The 26475-nt window shown below is 45.8% G+C and carries 18 protein-coding genes; 16 read left to right on the top strand and 2 right to left on the bottom strand.

Translation table 11 applies throughout. The features are described from left to right. The 8 genes from ACQCN2_RS10525 to ACQCN2_RS10490 all read left to right on the top strand — a co-directional run bounded on the left by ACQCN2_RS10525 (position 1) and on the right by ACQCN2_RS10490 (position 15228). Positions 1-1233, top strand: a complete 1233-nt coding sequence (locus tag ACQCN2_RS10525; protein ID WP_426928863.1) for an efflux RND transporter periplasmic adaptor subunit — start codon at positions 1-3, stop codon at positions 1231-1233. 2 nt (positions 1234-1235) lie between these two features. Beyond that, positions 1236-4349: an efflux RND transporter permease subunit gene (locus ACQCN2_RS10520; RefSeq protein ID WP_426928862.1), complete on the top strand. Its 3114-nt coding sequence runs from the start codon at positions 1236-1238 to the stop codon at positions 4347-4349. Between the two features lie 394 nt (positions 4350-4743). Next, a complete protein-coding gene (locus ACQCN2_RS10515) occupies positions 4744-6036 on the top strand; it encodes an HD domain-containing protein (protein ID WP_426928861.1) in 1293 nt (430 codons plus the stop codon). Continuing rightward, positions 6029-6553 carry a YwgA family protein gene (locus ACQCN2_RS10510; protein WP_426928860.1) on the top strand — a complete coding sequence of 175 codons (525 nt, stop codon included), beginning with the start codon at positions 6029-6031 and terminating at the stop codon, positions 6551-6553. The genes ACQCN2_RS10515 and ACQCN2_RS10510 overlap by 8 nt, the downstream gene beginning before the upstream one ends. A 405-nt stretch (positions 6554-6958) precedes the next feature. Further along, positions 6959-7591 carry a hypothetical protein gene (locus ACQCN2_RS10505; RefSeq protein WP_426928859.1) on the top strand — a complete coding sequence of 211 codons (633 nt, stop codon included), beginning with the start codon at positions 6959-6961 and terminating at the stop codon, positions 7589-7591. After that, entirely contained in the window at positions 7557-8336 is a 780-nt protein-coding gene (locus tag ACQCN2_RS10500) for a copper amine oxidase N-terminal domain-containing protein (protein ID WP_426928858.1), read from the top strand. Before ACQCN2_RS10505 ends, ACQCN2_RS10500 begins: the two co-directional genes overlap by 35 nt. Next, positions 8336-12823 carry a hypothetical protein gene (locus ACQCN2_RS10495; RefSeq protein ID WP_426928857.1) on the top strand — a complete coding sequence of 1496 codons (4488 nt, stop codon included), beginning with the start codon at positions 8336-8338 and terminating at the stop codon, positions 12821-12823. The genes ACQCN2_RS10500 and ACQCN2_RS10495 overlap by 1 nt, the downstream gene beginning before the upstream one ends. 62 nt (positions 12824-12885) lie before the next feature. Next, on the top strand, positions 12886-15228 hold the full coding sequence (locus ACQCN2_RS10490) for a lipase/acyltransferase domain-containing protein (RefSeq protein WP_426928856.1): 2343 nt from the start codon (positions 12886-12888) through the stop codon (positions 15226-15228). 96 nt (positions 15229-15324) lie between these two features. Here the strand turns inward: ACQCN2_RS10490 and ACQCN2_RS10485 are convergent, their stop codons facing one another. After that, a complete protein-coding gene (locus ACQCN2_RS10485) occupies positions 15325-15591 on the bottom strand; it encodes a hypothetical protein (protein ID WP_426928855.1) in 267 nt (88 codons plus the stop codon). 148 nt (positions 15592-15739) lie between these two features. Between ACQCN2_RS10485 and ACQCN2_RS10480 the strand changes: the two genes are divergently transcribed. Next, positions 15740-16243: a YwhD family protein gene (locus ACQCN2_RS10480; RefSeq protein ID WP_426928854.1), complete on the top strand. Its 504-nt coding sequence runs from the start codon at positions 15740-15742 to the stop codon at positions 16241-16243. A gap of 339 nt (positions 16244-16582) precedes the next feature. Beyond that, positions 16583-16804 (top strand): hypothetical protein, encoded by a 222-nt coding sequence (locus tag ACQCN2_RS10475; RefSeq protein ID WP_426928853.1) that lies wholly within the window; start codon positions 16583-16585, stop codon positions 16802-16804. Positions 16805-16909: 105 nt separating this feature from the next. Here the strand turns inward: ACQCN2_RS10475 and ACQCN2_RS10470 are convergent, their stop codons facing one another. Next, a complete protein-coding gene (locus ACQCN2_RS10470) occupies positions 16910-18958 on the bottom strand; it encodes a transglycosylase domain-containing protein (protein WP_426928852.1) in 2049 nt (682 codons plus the stop codon). Positions 18959-19341: 383 nt separating this feature from the next. Between ACQCN2_RS10470 and speE the strand changes: the two genes are divergently transcribed. From speE to kamA, 6 genes are all read left to right on the top strand, one after another. Further along, complete coding sequence (gene speE / locus ACQCN2_RS10465; protein ID WP_426929048.1) at positions 19342-20175, top strand: polyamine aminopropyltransferase; 834 nt, start codon at positions 19342-19344, stop codon at positions 20173-20175. A 13-nt stretch (positions 20176-20188) separates the two neighbouring features. Beyond that, positions 20189-21058: an agmatinase gene (gene speB, locus ACQCN2_RS10460; RefSeq protein WP_426928851.1), complete on the top strand. Its 870-nt coding sequence runs from the start codon at positions 20189-20191 to the stop codon at positions 21056-21058. Between the two features lie 425 nt (positions 21059-21483). Then, positions 21484-22731 carry an MFS transporter gene (locus ACQCN2_RS10455; protein WP_426928850.1) on the top strand — a complete coding sequence of 416 codons (1248 nt, stop codon included), beginning with the start codon at positions 21484-21486 and terminating at the stop codon, positions 22729-22731. Positions 22732-22793: 62 nt separating this feature from the next. Further along, positions 22794-23210: a YwiB family protein gene (locus tag ACQCN2_RS10450; protein WP_426928849.1), complete on the top strand. Its 417-nt coding sequence runs from the start codon at positions 22794-22796 to the stop codon at positions 23208-23210. Between the two features lie 243 nt (positions 23211-23453). After that, positions 23454-24902, top strand: coding sequence for a sigma-54 interaction domain-containing protein (locus ACQCN2_RS10445; protein WP_426929047.1), 1449 nt, complete (start codon positions 23454-23456; stop codon positions 24900-24902). A gap of 143 nt (positions 24903-25045) precedes the next feature. Further along, entirely contained in the window at positions 25046-26401 is a 1356-nt protein-coding gene (gene kamA, locus ACQCN2_RS10440) for a lysine 2,3-aminomutase (protein WP_426928848.1), read from the top strand. Positions 26402-26475 lie beyond the last annotated feature (74 nt).

Here is a 26475-nt window from a genome sequence, read left to right as displayed (position 1 = left end):
ATGAATAAGAAGTGGCTGATCGTCTTGATGGCTACAACTGTTTTAGCCACAACAGCTTGTAACAGTAATCAACCTGCAACAACTGCGCAACCCCAGATGGAAGCGAAGCAGGTGGGAGTACAAACTGTAACTTCAGGAAAAGCTTCCCGCGTGTCAGAATTATCAGGAACATTGGCTCCGAGAGAAGAAGCAACCGTGTCGTTTGAAGTGGCAGGTCGAATTACTCAACTAAGCGTAAACGAGGGGGATCATGTCAAGGTAGGCGAAATTCTTGCGCGTATTGACACAAGTGATTACTCACTTCAACTCGCCAGGGCTAACTCTACCGTAACACAAACCGGAGCCGCTTTAGACAAGACGATCAATGGAGCAAGACAGGAAGAAATCATTCAATCGAAATCCATACTCGATAAAGCTACCGTCTCTTATCAAAAAGCCTTGGACGATTTCAAGCGTATGGAGAAGCTGTATCAGGAAAAGGCGATTTCCTTAAATGATTATGAGAATGCGAAGAATCGTTTGACGATTGCCGAAAAAGACCTGCTGTCTACCAAGCAATCGTATGCGCTCACCGTGGAAGGTGCCCGCTCTGAGGATCGGCAAGCACAGCGCTCGAGCTATGATCAAGCCGTAATCGGCAAGGAAATGGCGGCTTTGACCTTATCCAAGACTCAATTGAAGTCTCCAATCGAGGGAACCGTGATTGCGAAACAGTCCTCAATCGGTCAGTTGACGTCCGTAGGAGCTCCCGTGTATCGAATCGGGAACATTGACTCTTTGAAGATTGTGCTCCCGGTTCCAGATCGAGAAATTACTTCATGGAAAGAAGGGGATTCAGTCTCCCTCTCCTTGTATGACTCAAGCCGTGAAGGGAAAGTAACGAAGCTGTTTCCTTCCACCAATCAAAGCACAGGCACAATCGGAGTAGAAGTCACCATCGCCAATCCGAAGCATGACTGGTTCGCCGGGCAAGTGGTAAAAGCCACGCGCAAGCTTGAATCCAAAGAGGGAATCTTCCTGCCAATTGAAGCGGTCATCAGCCGGGGAGAAGCCAAACCCTACGTATTTGTCGCATCCCAAAATAAAGTGATTAAAACCCCAGTAACGATTGGGGAACTGATCGGAAACCAGCTCGAAATTACTTCAGGATTGCAAGTGGGCCAGCAGGTTGTCGTTAAGGGAGTAGACCGTTTGTTTGACGGTGATCCAATCGAGGCAACAGGAGGGAAGTAACCGTGATTGAATACATCGTCCGCAAACGGAAGATCACCCTGCTATTCTTTGTGATGATTATGCTGGTTGGCTTCCTCAGCTTCTTTCAATTGCCCAAGCAAGAGATTCCGGAGATCGTCGTCAGCATGGCAACTGTTACAACAGTTCTTCCCGGTGCCTCCCCTGAAAAGGTAGAGCAGACAGTCACGAAGAAAATCGAGGAAAAAATCAACGAATTGCAAGGTCTCAACTATGTTTCCTCCACCTCAAGCTTCGGTGTTTCCTTCATTCTTGTCGAAGCCAAACCAGAGGTAGACGCTAAGCAGAAGTGGGATGAACTGCGCAAAAAGGTAAAAGATGCGGAAAAAGACCTTCCCGCTGACGCTAAACAGCCCATCATCAACGATGACCTGAACCGTACGTTTGTTCAGACCATCAATATTACGGCGGATAGCCGCGAGCAGCTGTATAGTCTTCGCGACATGTTAAAAACCTGGAAGGATCAGCTTCGCACCATTCATGGTGTAGCAGATGTCACGATTGATGGACTTCCTAAGCAGGAAATTCGAATTGATGTTGATACGCAAAAACTTCAACAATACGGAATTACCTGGGGTCAGGTATTAAATGCCGTGAAGACAGAAAATGAGAAGATTCCACTCGGCAATTATGACGTAAAAAATCGTACCTATCAGTTGAAAATTCAAGAAAGCAAAGACCCGCTGGAATTGGAGAAGGTCATTGTCAGCCGTTCGAAAGACGGATTCCCGATTTATTTGCGAGACATCGGCAAAGTCAGCTTAGCGACTGAAAAGGTTGATTATCTGGCCTATCACAATGGCAAACCGGCTGTAACGATGAGCATTAATGCCGAAATGGGCAGCGATGTGCCAGCTCTACAGAAACAAGTGGACGATATGATGGTGACCTTGGAAAAGAGTCTGCCGGCATGGGCGAAAAAAGATTCGATTTTCTCGCAGAATGAACGCGTCGATATATTGTTTGGCCAGCTTACCCGGGAAATGGTGATTGCCATTATTGCCGTCCTGCTTGTATGTACGCTTGGTCTCAATATAACGACAGCACTTGTGGTTGCCTTGGCGATCCCGATTTCTCTGGCCATCGGATTAGTCTTCCTGCCATCGCTCCATATTACTCTGAACCAAATGACTATTGTCGGACTCATCATCGTACTGGGTATCCTGGTGGATGACGCAGTAGTTGTGAATGACAACATCGAGCGGCGTCTATCCGTACTAGGTGAGAAGCCATTTCGAGCTGCCGTAAATGGGGCTAAGGAAGTGTCGATCTCTATTCTGACAGCTACCCTGGCTACGATCGCCTCGTTTGCTCCGTTGCTTTTCTTACAGGGCGATGTAGGGCAATTCATCCGGCCGATCCCGACGATTATTTCATTGACTATGTTGGCTTCGATGATTATGTCGCTTACGATTATACCGATTTTCCGCCAGTGGCATGAACAACGATTCTCCAAAGGGGCTGAAGGCTACCGTAAGCCAGCAGGACTCTTAGGTAATCAAATCGCTCAATTAATCAAATGGTATTCGAATAACCTGATGCCTCGTATGCTGAAACGGCCGTTATTTACAGGAATGGTTGGTGTATTGATCGGAACGGCTGCTTACGGGTTAATTCCAATGACTCCGGTTGAATTATTCCCGATTGATGACCGTGCCGAGATGTTAGTTAACATTCGCGTGCCAGTGGGCAGCAGCATCGCAAAGACAGACTCCCTGACACAAGAAGTAACCAACTATATCTTGAAGCAGCCAGGCGTAACGATGGTTGCCAGCTATGTAGGCGGCAGTGCTCCGAAAATGTTTGGCGGAGATGTGAGTGCAGGAAGTGGAGTCACGGTTGCTCAATTGGTCGTAAAAGTCGATAAGGTTCATCTGAAAACAGCACAGGCAGTTGATCAATGGGGTACAGAATTTAAAAAACGGTTCCCGGAAGCGAGCATCATTCCAAAAGAATTGGAAACCGGTCCTCCAGTTGGGATGCCAGTTGTTATCCGTATTTATGGAGAGGACATCAACACGCTTCGGAGTCTTTCTCAGCAAGTCCAGAGCAAGGTTTCCAAGGTTCCGGGGACGTTTGATGTGCAGGATGATTTTGGGATCGAGCGCTATGCCGTTGAGTTTGAGGTTAATAAGGATTTGATGGATCAAAAGCTAGTCAACTACACGGATCTGACCCGAACGATTCGACTTTTGGGAGAAGGGCTTACGGTGAGTGAATTTGATAACGGAAATGATTTAATCAATATCAAATTGTACTCTCAGTCCAAGAACGAAGACCCAGAAGTGGTGTTCCAACGCTTGACGGTGGCCAATGCGCGAGGAGAACAGATACCGCTCTCAGAGATCGCCCATCTCAAACCAACCTTTAGCATTCAAAAAATCCCCCACCGAGATTTATCGCGCATCGTCACAGTATCCTCTGATGTAAAAGGGAGGACAGCTACGGAGGTCATGAAAGAAGTTCGGCCGCTTATACAAAGCATGAAGTTCCCAGAAGGGTATCGCTGGGAAGTGGCTGGGGAAACCTCCAAACAGACTGATATTTTCATTGATTTGGGGAAACTGTCTATTATCGTCGTCTTCCTGATCATTATCCTGATCGCGATGCAATTCTACTCGCTTACCATCCCTGTGCTTGTGATGAGCACGGTCTATCTCGCCTTTGCGGGCAGCTTGATCGGTCTGTTCATCACCCAGACTCCGCTTGGTTTTATGACGATGATGGGAGTGATCTCGCTCTCTGGTATCGTCGTTCGGAACGGTATCGTGTTAATTGAATTTATCGAAGACGCGCGACATGAGGGAGTCGGGTTGAAGCAAGCGGTTATTCAAGCGGGTGAAGCTCGCCTTCGTCCCATCCTGTTGACCACGATGACGGCTATCGCTGGTTTAACGCCCCTCGCACTCTCTGGAGACGTATTATTCAGGCCATTAGCGGTAACGATTATCTTTGGTCTGTTGTTCTCTACCATGCTGACCTTGATCGTTGTACCATCCTTCTACACCGTACTGGCACAGCGTAAAGAAAAGAAACTAGCGAAGAAAGCAGCGAAGCGACCGGATTTATATGGTCCTGATGCTGACTTGTACTCATAGGCTAACCAGAAGAAGGCTTCGTCTGATGGCGAAGTCTTTTCATAATATCGGAATGCTTAATTGCTTAACAGAAGTAAAGTGATTAAGCATTCCTTCCATTTGCGCCAGCCTGCCAAGAAAAGACTTCGTCCGCTCGCCGCTCATTTTAAGCGAAACAAAGCGGAGTGAACGTAGGAAGGAAAAGAGTCGGCATTTTTTGCGTCAATGAGAAGCGAAGTGATTTTCTTGTCGACTCCCTTCCGTAGTGAACGTAGCGGACAGCAAATGCTACACGAGCTTAAACAGAGCATAGAGGGACGAAGTCTTTTCGGTAGGTTTTCAGACAAGTTTTGGTATAATGATTTAACAAGTGTGTCAAGCGCAAGCTCGGGTAAGAGAAGGGAGTGTCCATGGTATGCAGGAGCCTCAGCTATTACAAGAAGAGAAGGTATTTAAGGACCCCGTTCATCGCTATGTTCACGTGCGCGAGAAACTCATTTGGGACTTAATTAATTCACGAGAGTTTCAGCGTCTGCGTCGGATCAAACAATTGGGAACCAGCTATCTTACCTTTCATGGCGGTGAGCATAGCCGGTTTAATCACTCCCTTGGTGTGTATGAGATCATGCGACGAATCCTGGAGACCTTTGAGGGACGAGCCAATTTGAACCGTGAAGAACGCCTGTTGTGTATGTGTGCGGCTCTGCTTCATGATGTCGGTCACGGGCCATTCTCGCATTCTTTTGAAAAAGTATTTCGGTTTCATCACGAAGACTGGACCAAAGCGATTCTTCTTGGGGATACGCAGATCAACCAGATTTTGTGTACGGTGGGAGAACAATTTCCACAGAAGGTAGCGGAGGTTATTGCCAAAACCTACGAGAACAAACTGATTGTCAGTCTGATCTCCAGCCAGATTGATGCTGATCGAATGGATTACCTGCTGCGCGATGCGTATTATACGGGCGTCAACTACGGGAACTTTGACATTGAGCGGATTTTGCGGGTGATGCGTCCTCATGAGGATGGAGCGGTGATCAAATTCAGCGGCATGCATGCCGTAGAGGACTACATCATGTCTCGCTATCAAATGTATTGGCAGGTATACTTTCATCCAGTGACGCGAAGCGCGGAGGTCGTGCTGAACAAAATCTTTAAAAGAGCCAAGCAGCTCTATCTGGAAGGCTATTCATTCGAGATCGAACCCAAACATTTCATTCCGTTTTTCAAGGAACAGATTGTACTTCGCAACTATCTGGAGCTGGATGAATCGATTGCTTTTTTCTATATGCATCAATGGCGCGAGGAACAAGACCCGATCTTATCGGATCTATGTAATCGCTTTCTTGACAGGAAATTATTTAAATACGTCGAATTTAATCCAAGGCATTATCGAGTCCTTGAGGAATGCAAGCAACTGATGGCGGAAGCGGGAATTGATCCAGACTATTACATGGAGGTAGATTCTACCTCGGATCTTCCCTATGACTTTTACCGTCCGGGCGAAGAAGAACGCATTCCGATCATGTTGCTTATGCCTTCCGGTCAGTTGCAGGAGCTGTCCACGAAATCTGAAATTGTAGAATCGATCAGCGGGAAACGACGTTTTGACTATAAACTATTTTTTCCACTTGATAAAATACTGTCTCTGCCAGAAAATATGTCTTCTAAGATACGAGAACGCCTAGAGGTGATGGAGGATGTTTAGGGATCATGCCAAAATCATGCGCCTTGTCGAATTGGTCGGCGAAGTGACGGGACGCAAGAAGCTTCACAAGATGGTGTACATCGCCAAGAAGCTTCAGGTTGATTTTGATGAGCATTTTGGGTTTCATATGTATGGACCATACTCAGAAGAGCTGACGATGAAGGTAGATGAATTGTGCAACCTTGGGTTACTGGACGAGTGTAAAGAATCCAAAGGGGCAGTGGATACCTATCGTTACACCTTGAACGAAGCGGGCAGGGATTTTCTACGCTACCAAAATGTAGACTTGGGTCATGGTACATACCTGATTCGTCGCATGAATGAGGAAAACTCCCGCTTCCTTGAGCTGGTATCGACCGTGCTATATTTTGAACAGCTTTCGTATGAAGAGATGTGTAACAAGGTGTTAACGCTCAAAAGCATGCAACGCTACACAGATGATGAAATCCAGCGAGCCATAGGGTTTTTGGCAGAGCTGCGAGATTTGCCCGGACAAACAGAGGAAGTTGGCAGCTAGGATATACGAGTGCAAGTAAGAGACTAATCGATCAGGATTGGTCTCTTTTTTGTTTAAATATAGGAACCCCAAAACACTTCAAGTAGTAAAGTGTTTTGGGGTTTCTCCCATCTGCGCAAGCCCACCAAAGAAAAGACTTCGTCACTGAAGACTCATTTTAAGCGAAACCCAGTGTAGTGAGCGAAGGAAGGAACAGAGTCGGCATTCTTTACATCAGACTGAGAAACTAAGTGATTTTCTTGCCGACTCCCTTCCGCAGTGAACGGAGCGGACAGAACCAGCATCAGAGCGAGCTTAAACAGAGCGTATAGGGACGAAGTCTTTTCTTCTCTTTTTTTGTCCCACTCTCGTACCAGATAATCGCCTGAGGGAAGGCCATAGAATGATTATGTAGGGGGGAGTTTAGTGGGAAAGTTGTTGTGGACAAAGAGTTCGAAGTGGAAAGACAAGCGATTGTTGCTGCTCGTTACGCTGATCGGCATTTGCTTTTTTGCGGGAGGCATTGTGGTAGCCAGTGAAGGGACTTTACCCCAAGTAGTCAAGGAGCAACCCAATCAGCCCCTTAGTGACCTGCAATGGGCAATGAGTAAGGGATTGGTATCAGCCAATTCTTCAGGCAATCAGTCTATGACTCAGGCAGAATTCCTCAAGATGCTGTTAGCCGTATACAAGCCAGCTCAGCAAGGAGTTATCGTCCCTCATGGTGCAGAGAATCACTGGGCTGCGCCAATTTATGCTACCGCTCAAAATGAAGCGCTTTTTGATTGCTCTTGCCAGATCAAACCGGATGAAAAGATTACGTTTCTCGATGCCAGCAAGTTTATCTTTCGGGCCATTAACAAGAAGGCCGGGAAGGAGTTGGTCAAGCTAGAAGATGTTCAATCATGGGTGAAGCACAATGGGGATATCACCACGCCTGTAACGTACACAGAAGTTTCTTCCTTTTTACATAAAATGGATGGTATGGTAGAAGCAAATCTACTAGAGAAAGGAGGGAAAAAAGATGATCCGAAAAATGATGGGCAAGTTCGTAAGTAGTGTATTATCCGCCGTGATGTTTGCTGCGCTCCTAACGGTAGCTTCCCTTGTAGGAGTGGGAAATGCGGCTGAAAATGAAATTAAAGTTTATGTGGATGATAAGGTTATCCAACTTCCGGATGTTAAGCCTTTCATTGATTCCGCTTCAGCTCGGACATTAGTACCCGTTCGTTTTGTGAGTCAATCACTTGGTGCACAGGTGAATTGGGACGATGCGAAGAGAACCGTTACGATTACGAGGGCGGGAAAGAATATTGCTTTGAAGATCGGAGAAAAGAAAGCGACAGTTGATGGTAAGACGATTTCGTTTGATACAGCGGCTACGATTAAAGAGGGGCGGACGTTTGTTCCTTTGCGGTTTGTAAGTGAGGCTTATGGGGCGCAGGTGATCTGGGATAAGTTACACAAGGATGTTTATATTGTCACAAAGCCTAAAGTACATGACGCCTATGGGACAAAGTTGTATAAACAGTTCCAGGCTAGTCTAAAGATTAAAAACGGAGTTCTATCAGGGAAGTTGCCGATAAAATCTACCGAGGATCTTTTGGTTCACTTGGAAATAAGTTTTGTCAAAGAGGGTATTGAAGACAAAATATTAGAGAAAGCGGATAGTTTTTCGTATCCAGTAAAGGAAATAAGTTCGTTGTCTTATGTAATTTATGACCGAAAGAATGGAAAAAGATTGGGTCATTATTCGTATAGAAGCTTACCAGATCTTGCCCCACTGGATGTGACCGACTACTAATGAGGAGAAAAGAGCTTTTTTATAAGTATTTTTTGCTGGCTACATTGTTATTAAGTCAGTTAATTAATACAGATTATGTATTAGCTAGGACTGTGACGGTTGCAGATGGATACCAATGGCCATCTGCTTCCCCAGTCACAGAAAATGAATTGAATAGTAATCACTTACATAAACTCAAAGTTGGTTCATTAAATAGTAATCAAACTATTGAGAATTCCACAATACTCATTATCGACGGTCTTCCAAAATCTGACTATGGCGTTGTGCGTAATGACGTTACAGTTAATCGTGTTGACAGAAATGGAATTACTATAGATTCCATTACTGGTAAGGCATTATTATTTTCAGATGCTAATAAAACTGCGGATAATGGCTATGTCATGGTTGACCAGACAGAAGCATTAAAATGGATTGACGTATTTAATGGTAACCCTTCGTATGTCTTTGGAGGAAGTGTTGTCAAAACATACACGATTCATAATGTTAGCGATACTATTTCATACCAGGCCTATAACCTAGCCGAAATCGCTGCTGAATGCGGCGGCATGGGAGATCAATTCGGCTTTAAGAAAGATGCAGCAGGAAATTGGTACAACTATACCACCTACAAAGTAACCCCACGCCCTAGTTACGGCTCCATCAAATTATTTCCTAGCAAAACAACCTACAACCTAGGCGATCAGATCACCTTTACACTCCATGAAGCCACAGATTACTCCATCTACGACAAAGGCCTAAAACATATCAGCTTTTCCGTATACAACAAAACCCTAGGAAAAGGCTCTGAACAACTCCTCGACGCGTCTACACAATCCATTAAATCGTACACAATAGATCCAACCTACGGACCCGGAACTTACGAAGTCACGTGGATCTACACCGATAAACACGGCCGAACCCCACAAGGATCTTCGGACATGAGTACGGCACTGCCGGTCAAAACCACATTTCAAGTGATAGACAACAGCGGCGGCCCATGTACCGCAATCTCAGCCGCATTAAGAGTCTCCGGCAACCCAGACCAATCCATAAACTCCGGGAATACCAAAAACCTACCCGCGAACATCAACACCATTTCACTGGCTTTCCCCGTACCTGGCACACTAACGGTCGGTAGCACACAACTTCCCGCTAATACACAGTTCAACAATATCCTCATTAATGGGGCAACTACGTTTGAATTCACGCCCACTGACAAAACAAAATGTCCGATGACTTTTACACTTGTTCCGACTGGTGGCGGTACAGTCGAGTGCCTTACCAACGATGTCACCATGCAAGTTTGGAAAGGCGCAATTGACACCACACAGGCTAGCGGAGGGACACTTAATGTCGATGAAGGTGTGCAAGTAGACATTGAATCGACTATCCAAGGGGATTTTTTCTACAAGTACGGAGGAAGCTCGACAGATACAACAGGATGGTTGAATGGCCCCACAAGCAAGAGCACATTTAATAACATTCCACTTAGTTCAAGTTCGAATCTGAACGTGAAGTTCGTCAGCTCAACTGGCAAACGCTGCTGGAACAAAACATTTGTAGTAGTTTCATCAAGCAACAAGCCGGCAGATTGTCCAAAAGTTTACCAACCTAGCGATACCGGTTGGGCAAATGATACGTTCGATCCAATGATTGATAAAGGTGCAACGCTCAATCGACACCTTGGGGATACTTTGAAACTTTATTCCAAGTATTATAATCCGAATACAAGTCAAAAACTGGATGCCGATATTCCGTGGATGATGGAATATCCAGACCACACGATTAAAAAGGTCAGTGGACGTATCAACGACAGAGGAACTTTTGTACCAGGACCCGGCCATGATATTTCGGTGCTGCTCAATCAAACAGGAACCTATACGTTATGGCATGACTACACGGGATATCCTGATTGGGAAGACAAATGCTCTTGGTCCATTACGATTAACGTTGATGACAGCATTTCTTGTAGCGATCTTCAAGCAGTTGCCTATAGCGCTACAGCAGGTTTTACATACACGGGAAGCGGACCCATAAGTGATCCGTACACAGGGGCTAGGGATGCTGGTGAGAAAGTCTGGACAACCTTGGAAGCAAGCTATCAAGGGGCCAGGATTCCGGCTAACTGGGAGATAACAGGCGGAAACCTATCAAGCCCGATCACAGTGAATAATCGGGAATTCTATCAAGTATGGCTTACACCGCTCGCAACTCCCACAACCTATACAATAAAAGCAACGATCACTTACCGAGGCATTACGTGCGTGAAGGTCTTTTATGTTACCTTCTCACCGTACTCCTGCAGCGAAACATCTATTTCCGCAAATGTAAATGGAAGTAGTGTGAGTATGCAAAATGATACGTTGCATCTTGTTTTGGGCAAAGCTCCATCGTACAATGTGGACTTCAAAGCGTTGTACAGCGGAAGTTCTACGGGTGTAACAGCCGATTGGATATTGAAGAAAAATGGTTCGACAGGAAGCAACACTCTCGTTGGTAAAGGCGCGTTTTCCTATACGTTTACGGATACTGCCCCTGCCACTTATACGCTCACGGTCAATGTCAAACTGGGTACCATGACATGTCCGCATACAGTCACCATAAACTTAACGGGAATTCAATGCGCTGACTTGACGATGTATTACACCCATTCTGAAAAAAGCTCATGGACCAGCGTATCGAATGGTAAGGCAAGTTTCCTTGCAAAATCGCCTCTTGATTGGAAAGTGGTTGTCACCGATGGGCACGCCCCGGATTATGGCGGAAAGCCAATTAAGGTCAGCTGGACAGCGACATTATCCAATCAGTCTTCAACCCCAGCTACCTACTATGAGCATAAAGCCACACCGAAGGGAACTTACACCGTAACGGCAACCGTCAATGACCCAAGCTATCCGCAGCTTGCGGGCTGTCAGTTCACGTTTACCTTCGAAATTCAGGATGGTCAAATTGGTTGCGGCGGTGTTCATTATCATCTGTATGATTCGGTAAATCAATGGACCTTAGATGTGGCAAACGGAAGTACAGTAACCGTCAACGCCGATCATGTCGACCTAATCGGGTTAGTTGCAAACAATAGTCCAACTGATTATATCGGTGTAGGTATAAAGGGGAATTTTAATGGAACCAAACCGAATGAGATAGGTGGGCCACAAGGTTATCGGATGAGTAATGTCGGGCCGGGAACCTACACGATATCAGCCACCATAACAGATACAGCGTTTCCCAATGCGATTGGTTGTACTTTTAACGTAACGGTAATTGTAGGGGCAGGCGGTGGTGGAGGTACGCCAGCTCCAGGTGGTGACATAGACGGCGGAAAAATGAAGATCAACATCTACGACTCCTCTAATCGCAAATTGGTTAGTACTGCTGATGGTACTTGGGAGAGGGAGCCAGCCCGGATCGAGGTAGTTATTGATCAAACCAATATTCAAACCGCATTTACCTCCATAGACGGGAAAATCAATCAAGCTATTAATGACAAGATCGCTGAATTAAAAGGAAAATACCCGGCTCCAGAGTATGAAAATGTAGTCGTCACCGCAGAACCCCCAACCTGGAATTCGCAATCGAATGCGCTGACGAGATGGCCAGCTTTGGTACCACTTACCGTAACCGGGCCAGGAATTGACGGTAGCTTTCATCTCGATCCCAAGCAACCGTCACAATCCAGCATTTACACGGGTACGATCACTCCAACACTCACAACATGGAGCAGTACGCTAAACAATCGAGATTATGCTGTACAGGTAGAACCGTTTACGATTGATGTGCCATACGATGTCAAGTTTAACGTCAGCTATGAGAAGTGCGAGATGATAAATGACCCGAATTGGACACCTGACCCGAATGATCCTAACTCGACTCCTCCGCAAATTAAGAAATGCACACCGGGAACAGATTCTGGGCAGATAAGCAACTCATTTTCAATTACGGTTCAAGGGGATCAGACCTCATTTGAAGTTTATGAGCCTAACGCGAATGGGCTGCTCAATCATACGGCGGAATGGGCGGAGTATCACGCAAGAGATCGATATCCGGGTAGTCAGGCGAATGATTTCTATGCGGGTGAAAGGATCATTGCCCATCTTCAAATGACAGATCGGCATCGACACCCGTTCAGCAAGCAATTTCCTCAGATTTTGGCTGTTTCGTCTTGGATTTCGGAGGCCGGAAAGAACGGAGAAAGCCTTCAATCTCAATTGTCCCTAGTAAAGAAGGTAAACGAGCTATGGGTCGGGCCCAAACAGAATGTCCAGAAGCTTGGCCAAAGAGAAGCAGGCGTGGATACTCCTGAAATGGGGGACAAGATGAAGGGATTCGCCAAAGGCGGTCAGTATGCGGTTTACTTCCAGGTCAATTTTGCGTTTGGAGTCTCCAAAGGCTATGCTCCCTACAATAAACTTGCGTATTCCGGGCATAATCAAGCCGATTACAAACTACCATTTAGGGTTATAGCCAATGCTTGGGAGCGACAGGGAATTCGCAATCACACGAAGCAATAAATTAATTTGCAGACCCCTTCTGTCTTTTATTACCATTTTGGTAGAGATGGGAGGGGTTTTGTATGCCAAGAATTGTCTATGTACTCAGTTGTATGTTCCTTTTGCTTTCTTCGATCATGTGTGGGGTAATTCCCGTATCTGCGGATAAACCAGGTTCGGATACTCCCGTAACGATAGACGATCCAGAATCGGGTACTTCCGTAAATGTAGGATATGAGCTGGAGCCGAATAATGATTCTAGCAAGGCCGATTGGATAAATGCTGCCCGTGTTGTTTATGGGAAAATCCAAACGGCAGATGATATTGATTTCTGGAAATTTAAAGCGCCGGGAGATGGGGCTTTGTCCGTTACTCTTCAGATGCCGAAAGACGTAAATTACAGACTGCAAGTGTATGGGGAAGACAAAAAGGAGATCACTCACTCCGATCAGGAAGGGTCGACCACGGAGCAAATTGATTCGATTCCCATTACAAAAGACCATTGGTATTACTTAGCGGTTAGCAGCAGTAATAGAAGCTTTAATAATAAGCTCTACTACATGATTAGACTTACTTACATACCAGTAGGGTTGACGGTAAATCCTGATACCTACGAACCCAACAATAGTCCGCAAGAGGCCAAGGGCATTACGGGAAATGATTTTATCGAAGCAACCATTCATGATGCGGCAGATGTTGATTATTACAAAATGAGCCATGCCCTGGGCTCAACTATCAACCTATCGTTAACGGATATTCCCGAAGGCATGGACCTGGACTTGTACCTGCTTGACAGTAATTTCAAACCTGTGATGAAATCGTGTAATGCTAAAAACTCTGACGAATCGATTGTTTATCAGGGAGATCCGGGTACTTATTATGTGAAAGTGGAGTTTAACAAGCGTTCCACAATTGTAATGAACAAGTACCAATTACGAGTAGCGGTGAAAACAATCCCGGTTATCCTCGTCCCCGGTATTGGCGGTTCTCGATTAAGTATGCTTGAAAAAGGAATTCTGTCAGAATCGTGGCTAAATTTGTCTGGAATGGTATTTAACGAAAGTAACCATATGCGAAGCCTGTCTCTAAAGCCAAAAGAGCCAGGAAGTAATCAAGTTGTCCAGTTACATCCTGAAATATCGATTTTACCTGAAGCGGGGGATGACGGTTTTCATGCAATTGAATATTTAGACTATGGGGTTGGGCAGTCTCTGTCGGAGGAATACTTCTCCATGGCGCAAAAGCTACAGTCCATTGGATACCAGAAGGGAAGAACTTTGTTCGGGTTTCCTTACGATTGGAGGTTAAGCGGCAGTACAAACTCAACACAACTCAAGCAGACAATTGATCGTGCCTTACAGAATTCTGGAGCCAAACAAGTCCAATTAGTGGCTCACAGCATGGGAGGCATACTGATTAAAGAAACTCTCCTTTCTAATCCGAGTTATCAGCAGAAGGTACGTAAAGTCATCTATATAGGGACCCCCTTTCTAGGTGCGCCACGGGCTTTTGAAGCACTTACATCGGGGTATAATTTTGACATTCCACCTTTTAGCGAAAAAACAGGCAAACAGATTTCTCAGTTTGCACCTGCTGTCTTCGAGCTTTTACCTTCACGTCAGTTTGTAGAAAAACAAAAATTTCTTTACCTTCGGGATCAGGAACAGCTTAAGCCGCTATCGTACCAAGACCTATACAGTAACCGACATGTGAACTCCATATACCAGCCTTTACTGAAATATGCTGATGCACAGCATGCCAAATGGGATTCGAGGATGGTGACGGTACCGCAGTATGCCATTATCGGGGAAGGTCAATATACTCCTGTAGGATACGAGGTCAAGGCAGCAACTAACCAGCTCGTTCCAATGTATGATAAGGCACAAGGAGATGGAACTGTACCGGTTATAAGCAGCAGCTTCTCGTTAAAAGACGAGATCAAAAAGAAGTTTTATATCAATTCCTCACATTTGGACCTAGTAAAAAATAAAAATGTGATTGAACAGGTAGTTAACCTGTTAAAAGGAATTGAAACCACATTAACAGGCATGCGGGACAAGCCACAACCAGTTCTCAATCAACAGGACTATCTGATCATTTATCGTGAGGATGGGGAATTCCCCGAGTTTTCCCTTGATATCGCAGGCAAACAGCGAGTCTTTAAGAACCAGACAGAACAGGAACGTGTAGAAGAAGAGATTCGGAACAAGGAAAGCAAGGATATGAAAATCGATTACATTGGCAATGTGATCGTGATCTTTTTGCCGTTGGAAGATGCCAATCGTCAAGTTCGTATGGTCCCGCAATATCAAGTACAAAAAAATTCAGGCATAATCATTGAAAGACATCATGTCAACACACAAACCAATAAGGATAATGTCACCAACCACTCGATTAAATCAAATGGACAATCGATTATCGAGTAGCTTCATGCTTTTGTGACCGCGAAAAACCGCCCAGCATTGCACCAAAAGTCAATACTGGGCGGGTATACCTCCACATAGTGGATTCCCTTCCTCAACTTATAATCTTCCGGGCGGTCTTTTCACTTCGAAAGCGGTTAGGTGACGAGGCTCTCCACCCAAGCTGTTTTCATAGTTACTTGGGACGCCCGTTTTTAGGCCCAGATTCTCACCAGAGGGTACTGGTCCTTGAGGGGGTGGTGTAGTTGCTTGAGATTGTTTTTCCGCAGACAGCTGGTCCACAACAAAAGCGGGGTTGGGGTAAGGTTCCTGAAGTTGCCGTTCACGGTTCAGTTGAACATCTCGTTCGCGAGGTCCATCCGTCATGGAATAATCCCACCTTGTCTAATGTCATCTACGGTAGTCTGCCCTCCTGATGAAAAAACATGAAGTGTACAGCCATTAAATTGCACATGATGATTATTTCAGGGTACAATACATAGTAAGTGAAAATGTTTCATTAGGAGGCGGGAGAGTGGATCTCTTAAATAACGACAAGAAGAAAGCCGGTTTCACGATTATCTCTGCCAAAACAGATGTACATGGTGGATATGGTCAGGGCGTACTTGACTTGAATGCAGTAACCTCAGTAATTATTGATGGCGAAGATGCCTATATTGATATGGGAGCGTTGCATGCAAAAAGCGCAGTTGAAAAAGGTATCAAATGGACTACGAATAAAGACGAAGTTCCTAACGGAAAACCATATTGGCTTGTGTGGGTAACTGTGGACCGGAATGAAAAGGGAGCCTACTACGCTGGAGTAACCGCATGCTACATGGAGATAGATCGCGAAGAACGGAAGGGCTATAAAATTTTGGCCGATCATGTTAACCGAATGGATTATTCCATGAAGAGACGAATCCTGGTTTCCGAATTGGACGAAGTAAGCAAAGCCGCATTGAAGAAACTCCTTATCGAGAACAATCCTGCAATCTGGGAAAACTCGACAGACGAGTTGAAAAGCTCATTAGCATAGGCTTTAACAAGCCCAGAAGAATCTTGAACGGAATGTGAACAAATGAGGAAACCGATTGTGAACTCCGTTTAACTTTTGTAAACTATTGGTACAAAGCATACAAAAATAGCAGTAGATCAACAAGCAGAGGAAGATTCCGTCATCTTTCTCTGTTTGTCTTTTTTAGGGATGTATTTTTGTTTATAATGGTTGGCTTTCTGACTGTGTACATAGTTTTTCCCTATGTTTACAATTGTTGCGATCGAGACAAACTACAATTGTATTCTGCGGGCTTCGTCAGAGCATAACTCTGTGAGAGCCGAGTATTCCAAAACAATTGGGTAAAGGAGTGCGATCCAGATGCCAACCGATAACGATCATTTCGCGCGTCATGGAGGAATTCATTTTCGCAACAATGTAACCTCCGAAGAAATTAATAACTATGTGCGCAAACTTCCGGCTGGAAAAAGGGACAGCTTGTTCGAAGTACTTGATAATCTTGACAAAGCGGGTTTGATCACCGTATTAAATGATCATGTTTTCACCGATGGAAACGGTATCGTTGGTGGGGGCGAAGAATAAGAAAAGACGGCGGACGAAGTCTTTTCTTTAGCGGGCTAACGCAAATAGAAGGGATGTTCAATTACTTACCTCCGTAAAGCAATTAAACATCCCTTTTTCTTTTATTTAGGGTCGCCAGATTTTACCCATCCGCTGCCAGATCGATTGTTTATCTGGAGTCTTGATTGGTTTGGGCTGTGCTTTGGAGTTCGGCAGGTGTTCTGTACAGTAATCCTGTGGCTCAGTTCCTGCCTGAAAGTACATAAACCGCGGGTTGGGACAACTCTCTGTCGCCAATTTGCCGTTTATCGGATCAATGTAGGCGGGGACAACCCCAGGGGGAACGTCAAACAAGGTAGGGGGCTGTTTATTCAAGGAGCTTTCCATGAATTTTGCCCAGATTGGAGCGGCCAGTCTCGCATCGGTAACGGAATCTAGCTTCTTCCCTTCGTCATATCCCACCCACACCGCTGTAACAAGCTGGGGTGTAAATCCACATAACCACGCATCGTAATCGGTTGATCCGGTTTTGCCCGCTACAGGACGATTGAGGAACTGAGATACCCGATAAGCGGTACCACCTGGTTCAAATACACTTTGCATGAGATGAGTAAGCAAAAATGTGAACGTAGGATCAACGACCTGAGTACTTTCCGGTTTTTCTTCGGCGAGCAGGTTTCCTTCACTATCTTCAATTTTGGTAATTGCGATTGTCTTTGCTTTGACACCATGATTGGCAATGGTTCCATAGGCTGCCGCCATCTCATAAGGTGAAGTGGGAGATGTGCCTAACGCAAGCGAAGGAACAGCTTGCAGCTCGCTCGTAATCCCTAGAGCTTGGGCCTGCTGGATAACCTTTTCCGGCGTAATTTGTTGGATGGTTTTTACGGCATAAATGTTGTCAGAGGTAGCAATTGCATGCTCAAGTGTAATGTAATCGTTCGCGTAATGATCGCCAAAATTGCTTGGGGTATACTGTTTGCCATTGTCGTACGTAAAGACGGTTGGCTCGCTTTTCATCAGTGTCAAAGGTGTGAAGCCTTGCTGAAGTGCGGTTAAATACAAGAAGGCCTTAAAGGATGAACCAGGCTGCCGCTTGGCAAACACACGGTTAAACTGGCTTTTTTGATAATCTCTGCCCCCAACCAGTGCCTTGATCTGTCCGGTGGAAGGGTCTATGGCGATTAATGCGGCTTGCAGGTCTAGTTTGTCCTTCGGCAGTTCTTTGGCGATAATTTCTTCTGCCTTTTTTTGCATGTCGTAATCAAGCGTTGTATAGATCTTCAGCCCGCCCTTGGCGAACAAGTCTTCCTCGATGCCGTATTTGTCTTTGATAAGAGAAGAAATGTAATCCCGAAAATACGGAGCGGTTGCCGGTGATTTCAGTTGCTCTCGGCTCTGGAAGACGAGCTTTTCTGTGAGAGCTTGATTGGCTTGGTCCGCTGAGATAAAGCCCATTTTTTGCATGGAATCCAGGACGATTTTTTGTCTCTTTTTCGCGTTGTCATAATGATCGAAAGGATTGTAATAAGTAGGTCCTTTGGGGACGGAAGCCAGCATAGAACTTTCGGCCAGGGTTAGATCCTTCGCGCTTTTTCCAAAATACGTTTGGGCGGCCGCCTCAGCTCCATATGCCGAGTAGCCGTAGTAGATTTGGTTCATGTACAACTCAAGAATTTCCTCTTTGGAGTAGTTAAGCTCCAGCTGTACGGTGAGAAGGGCTTCCTTGAGTTTGCGTTCCCATGTTTTATCGTGACTTAAATAAAGATTTCGGGCCAATTGTTGGGTGATCGTACTGGCGCCCTGAGCTTTACTCATGTTAACGATATCCGTATAGGCAGCCATTCCGAGACGCTTAAAGTCAAAGCCAAGATGACTGTAAAAGGAGCGGTCTTCTATAGCGATGGTGGCTTGAACGAGAGTGGGAGCAATCTCCTTTAGGGGTACCACGGTTCGATTTTCTCCCTGATGAATCTCATCCAGCGATTGTCCGTTACTCGCGTAGATCGTGGTGGTTTGATGAATAGTTGTTGCAGGCAAGGGCTGTGAACGAAGATATAAAATGAACATTAAGATAACAAATGCTCCCACAAGCGTGGACATTACGGTTAATTTGAGGAGTTGTTTGAGTCGTCTAAGCCACCGAATTATCCTCGGCTCTCGTACTACTTCCATACTTTAATCACATCCTTACGTTGAACAGGTTTTACCTTCGAACTGGCTGCGAGATCCGAGCGGGATTTACTCCCCTTTTTTGGGCATACTAGAAAAGTCACTTCTCAATCAGTATGGAAAAATCTATCGGATGATATACTTCTTCTAACAGGTTTTGCTTGGTTACATAAACGGTCATGACCGTTTTATGCTGACCGCCATGCAGTCACATCAATTTTTATGAAAAACGTCGAGACGTTTTTCAAAGAAAAATTTACTTGCTTTTTGGGTGGTAGACACTATAATTCAATTTGATATGCATAAAATACCCCGGATGAAGAAACACATGGCGGCTTTAACGGCCAAGTTTCCCTTACATAAGAGGAGGTTTTTAGAAAATGGATATGGAATTGTGGTACACCGAGAAGCAAACTGAAAATCACGGCATTACAACGAAAGTTACGGAAACTCTATATACAGAACAAACTGACTTCCAAAAACTCGATGTCTTCACGACCAAGCAATTTGGCCGCATGCTCGTGCTCGATGGAATGGTTATGACAACGGATGTGGATGAGTTTGTTTACCATGAAATGATCACTCACATCGCATTGAACACCCACCCAAATCCGAAAAAAGTTTTGGTTGTCGGTGGCGGAGACGGCGGAGCAATCCGTGAAATCGTCAAACACGCGTCTGTTGAAAAAGCAGTTCTTGCTGAAATCGACGGCGGCGTAATTGAATCCTGCAAAAAGTACTTCCCTAATATCGCAAGCGCTTTGACTGGCAATCCTCGTGTAGATGTGCAAGTAATCGACGGAATCAAGCACATCCATGACCACAAAGGCGAATATGACGTGATCATGGTTGACTCTACAGAACCTGTTGGGCCAGCAGTAGGCTTGTTCGAAAAAGGCTTCTACCAAGGCATTCATGACGCTTTGAAACCAGATGGTATCATGGTTGCGCAAACGGAATCTCCTTGGTTTAACCGCGATTTGATCAAGCGCGTATTTAAAGATTTGAAATCCATCTTCCCTGTGACTCGTTTGTACACAGCAAGCATTCCAACCTATCCATCCGGATTGTGGAGCTTCACCATCGCTTCTAAACAATACGACCCATTGGAAGTAGATGCGACTAAAATCAAAAATCTTGACACCAAGTACTACTCCCCTGAGATTCATCATTCCGTGTTCAAGCTGCCTAATTTCGTGGCTGAGCTGACTCGCGAATAGGAGGCTGTAATTGATGCGTTTTGATGAAGCTTACTCTGGTAATGTATTTATCCGAAGCCACCAAAACTACGAAGAAAGCCAAGCTGTAATTTACGGCATGCCAATGGACTGGACGGTAAGCTTCCGTCCAGGTTCCCGTTTCGGTCCTCCTCGTATTCGTGAGGTTTCTGTTGGCCTTGAAGAATATAGTCCTTATCTGGACCGCCTGTTGGAAGACGTGAAATACTTCGACGCAGGAGATATTCCACTTCCGTTCGGACACGTAGAAGGAAGTCTGGATGCCATTCGTTCGTTTGTAAGCAAAGTGCTTGCAGACGGCAAAATGCCAATCGGTATGGGTGGAGAACATCTTGTCACTTGGCCGGTTATTCAAGCGGTATATGAGAAGTACAAAGACTTGGTTATCTTCCACTTCGACGCTCATACAGACCTGCGTGACAACTACGAGGGCTATGAGTATTCTCACTCGACTCCGATCAAGAAAGCTTGCAATCTGATCGGCGGCAAAAATGTCTACTCTTTTGGTATCCGCAGCGGAATGAAAGAAGAATTCGAGTGGGCCAAAGAAAACATGCACCTGTATAAATTTGACGTTCTTGAGCCAGTGAAGAAAGTTCTTCCTACCATCGGGAACCGTCCAATTTATCTCACGATTGACATCGACGTACTTGACCCAGCACATGCGCCAGGTACCGGTACTACTGAAGCGGGCGGCATCACATCCCGTGAGTTGCTCGAAACCATCCATTTCATGGCCCAAAACGGAGCCAATGTAATCGGATGCGACCTCGTGGAAGTAGCGCCAATCTATGACAGCAGTGAAATGACGCAAATCGTCGCTTCGAAGATTTTGCGTGAAATGATTCTTAGCTTCGTGAAATAAGGCCTCAAGAATACGCTATAGAACATGGAAAAAGTGCTCTCAGAAATGAGGGCACTTTTTCCGCTAAAAAAGAAAGATAAATTGCCTCACATAAGACAATTTATCTTTCTTTTCATTTCGCGCAAGCCCACCAAGAAAAAGAGTTCGTCACTTGTAGCCTCCTTGGAAGTGACACCTAGCGAGGGAGCGGAGAAAGGGAAAAAAGCCGCCACCCAACCCCGTAGGGGCGCCAGCAAGAAGGGGCCCCGCCCGACGGCAGCGTTAGCTATAGTCGGGTGGGTATATGGCGGCGTCCCTTTCGGAGTGAGTGAACGGACAGTTGGCGCTACATTGCGAACTTCCACAGAACGTAAAGGGACGAACTCTTTTTCTTTCCGATAATTTAATGGTAGGATATGAAAGTGGCAATAAATGGGGGTGTACGGATGAGGGAAGTGTTCAGACAGCGGAGTTTTCAAAAAATATTTTTCTCCAATTTATTTTCAGGCTTTGGCCAAGGGATGAGCATAATCGGGATCTCGTGGTACCTGGTGAATCAGGCTGGGTCAGCTCACGTATTGGGAACCACGATGTTTATCTCATCGATTCTGTTCTTTTTCATCGGTCCTTATCTGGGAACCTTGATTGATCGTTTTTCTCGGAAAAACCTGCTGTTGTTCGTGAACGGATTAGGCTTTGTTGTGCTGGGATTCTGTGCGGTTTGGGGTTTCGCCCTTCCTTATCAGGATTGGATGCTCATTCTCATTTATATGGTCACGCTATTCATCAATCAGATTCATTATCCTACTCAATCCGCGTTGGTTCAGGAGAGCTTCACTGATCGCCATTACAACGACATTAACAGCTTGCTGGAGATTGAATCACAGACTGCATCAGTACTTGCGGGGGGAGTTGCCGGAATATTCTTGGAACAGCTAGGCTTGCCCATTGTTCTGTTGTTTGATGGGTTAACTTATTTGTTCGCTTTTGGATTGATTTCGACGTTGGACTATCGATTCACGTTAGCTCATCACGTAAAAGCCAATGCAGGGAAGAACTGGTGGAGTCAGCTTCATGACAGCTGGTTATTCATTCGCGGGAAAAGGGGATTCCTGGTTTTTGGAACAACGGCTATGTTGCCCTTTGTTGCGGTTATGGTAGGAAACCTGCTTGCTCCGGTGTGGGTCAATCAGACGCTGCACGCCAATGTTATCATTTTCTCTACTCATGAGATGACATATGCTGTTGGAGCTGTTGCCGCAGGATTTTTGGTCATGCACATGACGAGAAGATTCGGAGCGCTTGCTGCGATGGTCGGGAATATGGTGATGTTTTCTTTGGTGCTAGGATTCATTGTGATGCTGCCCTATGGTTGGATGTTTGTTTTTCTCACGACTTTTATCGGCTGGGGAAATACTTCTGTTCGCTTAATCCGTCAAAACGTGTACATGCGCATCGTACCCAAACAGCATATGGGTAGAGTGTTGAGCTTTTTTCAATCGGTTGGCATGTTCGTTCGTCTGATTTTGCTAGGATCGTTCACACTCATGATTGACATCACAGGAGCAGGGGCAGCCTATTTGGTATTGGCTTTTTTGGTTATCCTTGGAGCCCTCGGATGCTTTTTCTCAATGCGCTCATTATTGACGGAAGACAGTGATCAAGCGCTTCATCTCAATACGGTAGAAGAGTGAGTGTACAATAAGGTACAATAGAGCCAAGCGAATTTGGATCAGAATAAAGGTGAGACACATCTATGCAGCAAGTCATCCTGCAATTAACGAGCAAACAACAAATCAATGGGCAGTCAGATGTGAGCCGACACAACTATGAAGCCAAAGCGGTTTTGAAGCACGACGTGTGGTTCATTACGTATAAAGAACAACTGGAAGACCAGCTGGAAGTGAATGCTGTTTTGAAAGTTGGGAAGCAAGATTTCACGCTTTTACGCCAAGGAGCGGTGCAGATGAAGCAATCCTTTCAGAAAGGGTTGAGCAGCTCGTCCCGCTATGTTAGCCCTTATGGCTCCTACCTTATGGAGGTACATACTCATCACTTGCGTATAAAAGAGGAAAACGGTCAACCTCAAGAAATTTCAGTAGGGTATCAGTTATGGTTAAATGATCAATACACTAGTGATGTTGAGCTTCATTATTCGTTGAAGTGGACGTAGAAGCTCAGGACGAGTCGGGGGAGCAGCGCTTCAATCGCTTTCCTGACTATTTCTTCTGATTTTACCCTCGCAGCTTTGCCATACCCCGTTATGTGGTCAACAGGTTTACCCTCTTCTCGCTTTTCAAATCAAGAAGTTTACACATAAGTGACGGATTTTTGGCACTATTGACAATTTTTCGGCAGTTTGTTCCTTTTGATCGTAAATCAGTAACTCTTGTTGGGGGAGGGCTTCATGCAAAGATTGCCTATGTCAGATACGGTTGAAATGCTTCAAGCCATTTTAGGCACAATCGATGAGGGGATCCATGTTGTGGATGCGGAGGGTATCTCTATTTTTTACAATCATGTAGCTGCCAAGCTGGATGGTCTAACACCGGACGAAGTGCTGGGCAAACCGCTTTTAGAGGTGTTCCCGTCTTTGTCCAAAGAATCGAGCACACTCCTGCAAGTAATCGACAATGGCCAGCCGATCTACAATCAGCACCAAACCTATACGAACTGGCGCGGAGTCCATGTAGAAGCCGTAAATACTACATTGCCTGTTTATGTGGAACAGCGGTTGGTGGCAGCGGTAGAGGTAGCGAAGGATATTCGCAAACTTCGGGAGCTGTCGGATCGGTTGCTGAAGCTGCAAGCACAGGTGGGGAACCCCAAGAAACTGAAAAAATCAGAGACAGACGAGGTCGTGTATCGCTTTGAAGATATCGTTACGTGTAGTCCTGCGCTTCTGATGATTATTGAGAGGGCAAGGAGAGCGGCGCGTACTTCTTCGCCTGTTTTGATCTATGGGGAGACAGGAACGGGAAAAGAGTTGCTCGTCCAATCGATCCATCAAGCCTCAGGCAGAAACAGTCGGCCGTTCATCGCCCAAAACTGTGCGGCCTTGCCGGCATCTCTCTTGGAAAGCATCCTGTTTGGGACGACCAAAGGGAGTTTCACTGGTGCGGAGGATCGCCCTGGTCTCTTTGAGTTAGCGAATGGAGGAACACTGTTTCTCGATGAATTGAACAGTATGCCCCTTGAATTGCAGGCGAAGCTGTTGCGGGTCCTGCAAGACGGCCAAATTCGCCGGATTGGCAGCTTGTCATCGGTACAGGTGGATGTCCGGGTGATTGCCGCCACCAACGAGGAACCATCCTTGGTTGTGAAGCAGGGAGCGTTGCGGCCAGACCTTTATTATCGGCTGAATGTAGTCTCTTTTGCTCTGCCGCCTCTTCGCGACCGTCGGGAAGATATTCCGCTTCTCACTCGTCATTTTATTGATAAATTCAACCGGAAATTCCACCTAAAGGTTACTGGAGTAGACGATCGGACATGCAAATATTTGAACAGCTATGAGTGGCCGGGGAATGTGCGTGAATTGGAGCATACGATCGAAGCCGCAATGAATTTGGTCGAGGGCGACATGATCCACCTGGAGCATCTGCCCATGCATATTGTGGAGCGAGCGTTAATCAAGCGAGAGACTGTAGATTATCAGCCGACTACAGGAGAATTGCCGAATCTGCGCGAGGCCCTGCGTCAAACTGAAGAAAAGCTGGTCCTCCAAGCGTTAGCCGAGACGCGAGGTAACATTAAGCATGCCGCTCAATTGCTGGGGATTCCTCGTCAAACGCTTCAATATAAGCTGACTCAGCTGGGGCTATCAGCCGATCAACCTAATAGTGCCAAAAATTCGGCAGGCAAATAGCCGCTTTCTGTGGATGTAATCGGCTAAAAGCTTGCTGTTACAGTATTCTGAATTTTTTGATTTGATTGGCATGAGTTTTGCAATCTCTTTTGGCTAAAGAGGTTTTACAAGAGAGCCTTATTAAGCCAAAAGGGGGATTACCCATGACGATAACGCAAGTAAGAGACTGGCGACAAATTGAGATGTGGAAAGACGTAACAGAGGATCAGTGGAACGATTGGATGTGGCAATTAACCCATACCATCCGCACAGTTGATGAACTGAAGCAAGTTGTCAACTTGACCCCGGAAGAAGAAGAGGGAGTCAGAATCTCCAATGCGACGATTCCATTGAATATTACCCCCTATTACGCTTTGTTGATGGACCCTGACAATCCACATGACCCGGTTCGCATGCAATCCGTTCCGCTTTCCAATGAAATGGTGAGAACCAAATATGATATGGAAGACCCGCTACATGAGGATGAGGATTCTCCAGTTCCGGGACTTACCCACCGTTATCCCGACCGCGTCCTGTTCCTCGTAACTAACCAATGCTCAATGTACTGCCGTTATTGTACGCGCCGCAGGTTCTCCGGACAGGTAGGAATGGGCGTGCCGAAGAAGCAATTGGATGCGTGCATCGAATATATCCGTCGTACTCCTGAGATCCGCGACGTACTTATTTCAGGTGGGGATGGCTTGCTCATCAATGACCGTATTTTGGAATATGTCATCAGCAACCTGAGGGCGATTCCACATGTGGAGATCATTCGCATTGGGACACGTGCTCCGGTCGTATTCCCGCAGCGCATTACAGAGAATCTCTGTAATATGCTGAAAAAATACCATCCAATCTGGCTCAACACGCACTTCAACCACCCGCGCGAAATTACGCCAGAAGCCAAAAAGGCGTGCGAAATGCTCGCCAACGTCGGGATTCCTCTGGGGAATCAGTCCGTCATTCTCTCCGGTATCAACGATTGCCCGAACGTGATGAAAAAGCTGGTGCAAGATCTGGTGAAGATTCGCGTCCGTCCATACTACATCTATCAATGCGACCTCTCTGAAGGAATCGGACATTTCCGTGCCCCTGTCAGCAAAGGGATCGAAATCATCGAGCACCTTCGCGGCCATACTTCCGGATACGCTGTGCCAACCTTCGTCGTAGACGCACCACATGGCGGCGGCAAGATTCCAGTGATGCCGAACTATATGATTTCACAGTCCGCTGACAAAGTGGTGCTCCGTAACTTTGAAGGCGTGATCACTTCCTATCCAGAACCGAAAAACTACCATGCTCACGATGAAGAGAACTGCGAATTCTGCCAGACAGCCAAGGGTACGCATGTCGGCGTCGCTTCTCTGATGAAGGACGAAGGCGATAACCTGGAGCCTTCAAGATTGAAGCGAAACGAGCGGATTCATGAGACCAAAGTCAAGTCGCTTGCCGACGTGCGCAAAGAGCAAAAAGATAAGAAACCCGAATCCAATAAGCAACTGGACGTCTCGGGTAAATAACGAACTCCACTCAGGACCCTGCCAACTAGCAGGGTCTTTTTTATCCCTAGCCCTTTCTCAGAGAATATGCTATA

The sequence above is a fragment of the Brevibacillus ginsengisoli genome (genome assembly GCF_050113715.1).
GTDB classification, from domain to species: Bacteria; Bacillota; Bacilli; order Brevibacillales; family Brevibacillaceae; genus Brevibacillus_H; species Brevibacillus_H ginsengisoli.
The sequence above is the reverse complement of the archived record's forward strand: the minus strand, read 5'-3'. Positions and strand labels throughout refer to the sequence as shown.

Bases quoted from the DNA above. Each gene is read 5' to 3' on its own strand.
- speB (WP_426928851.1), top strand. From the start codon at position 20,189: ATGCGTTTTGATGAAGCTTACTCTGGTAATGTATTTATCCGAAGCCAC.
- ACQCN2_RS10490 (WP_426928856.1), top strand. From the start codon at position 12,886: ATGCCAAGAATTGTCTATGTACTCAGTTGTATGTTCCTTTTGCTTTCT.
- ACQCN2_RS10455 (WP_426928850.1), top strand. From the start codon at position 21,484: ATGAGGGAAGTGTTCAGACAGCGGAGTTTTCAAAAAATATTTTTCTCC.
- ACQCN2_RS10525 (WP_426928863.1), top strand. From the start codon at position 1: ATGAATAAGAAGTGGCTGATCGTCTTGATGGCTACAACTGTTTTAGCC.
- kamA (WP_426928848.1), top strand. From the start codon at position 25,046: ATGACGATAACGCAAGTAAGAGACTGGCGACAAATTGAGATGTGGAAA.
- ACQCN2_RS10450 (WP_426928849.1), top strand. From the start codon at position 22,794: ATGCAGCAAGTCATCCTGCAATTAACGAGCAAACAACAAATCAATGGG.
- speE (WP_426929048.1), top strand. From the start codon at position 19,342: ATGGAATTGTGGTACACCGAGAAGCAAACTGAAAATCACGGCATTACA.
- ACQCN2_RS10475 (WP_426928853.1), top strand. From the start codon at position 16,583: ATGCCAACCGATAACGATCATTTCGCGCGTCATGGAGGAATTCATTTT.
- ACQCN2_RS10495 (WP_426928857.1), top strand. From the start codon at position 8,336: ATGAGGAGAAAAGAGCTTTTTTATAAGTATTTTTTGCTGGCTACATTG.
- ACQCN2_RS10470 (WP_426928852.1), bottom strand. From the start codon at position 18,958: ATGGAAGTAGTACGAGAGCCGAGGATAATTCGGTGGCTTAGACGACTC.
- ACQCN2_RS10515 (WP_426928861.1), top strand. From the start codon at position 4,744: ATGCAGGAGCCTCAGCTATTACAAGAAGAGAAGGTATTTAAGGACCCC.
- ACQCN2_RS10500 (WP_426928858.1), top strand. From the start codon at position 7,557: ATGATCCGAAAAATGATGGGCAAGTTCGTAAGTAGTGTATTATCCGCC.
- ACQCN2_RS10510 (WP_426928860.1), top strand. From the start codon at position 6,029: ATGTTTAGGGATCATGCCAAAATCATGCGCCTTGTCGAATTGGTCGGC.
- ACQCN2_RS10485 (WP_426928855.1), bottom strand. From the start codon at position 15,591: ATGACGGATGGACCTCGCGAACGAGATGTTCAACTGAACCGTGAACGG.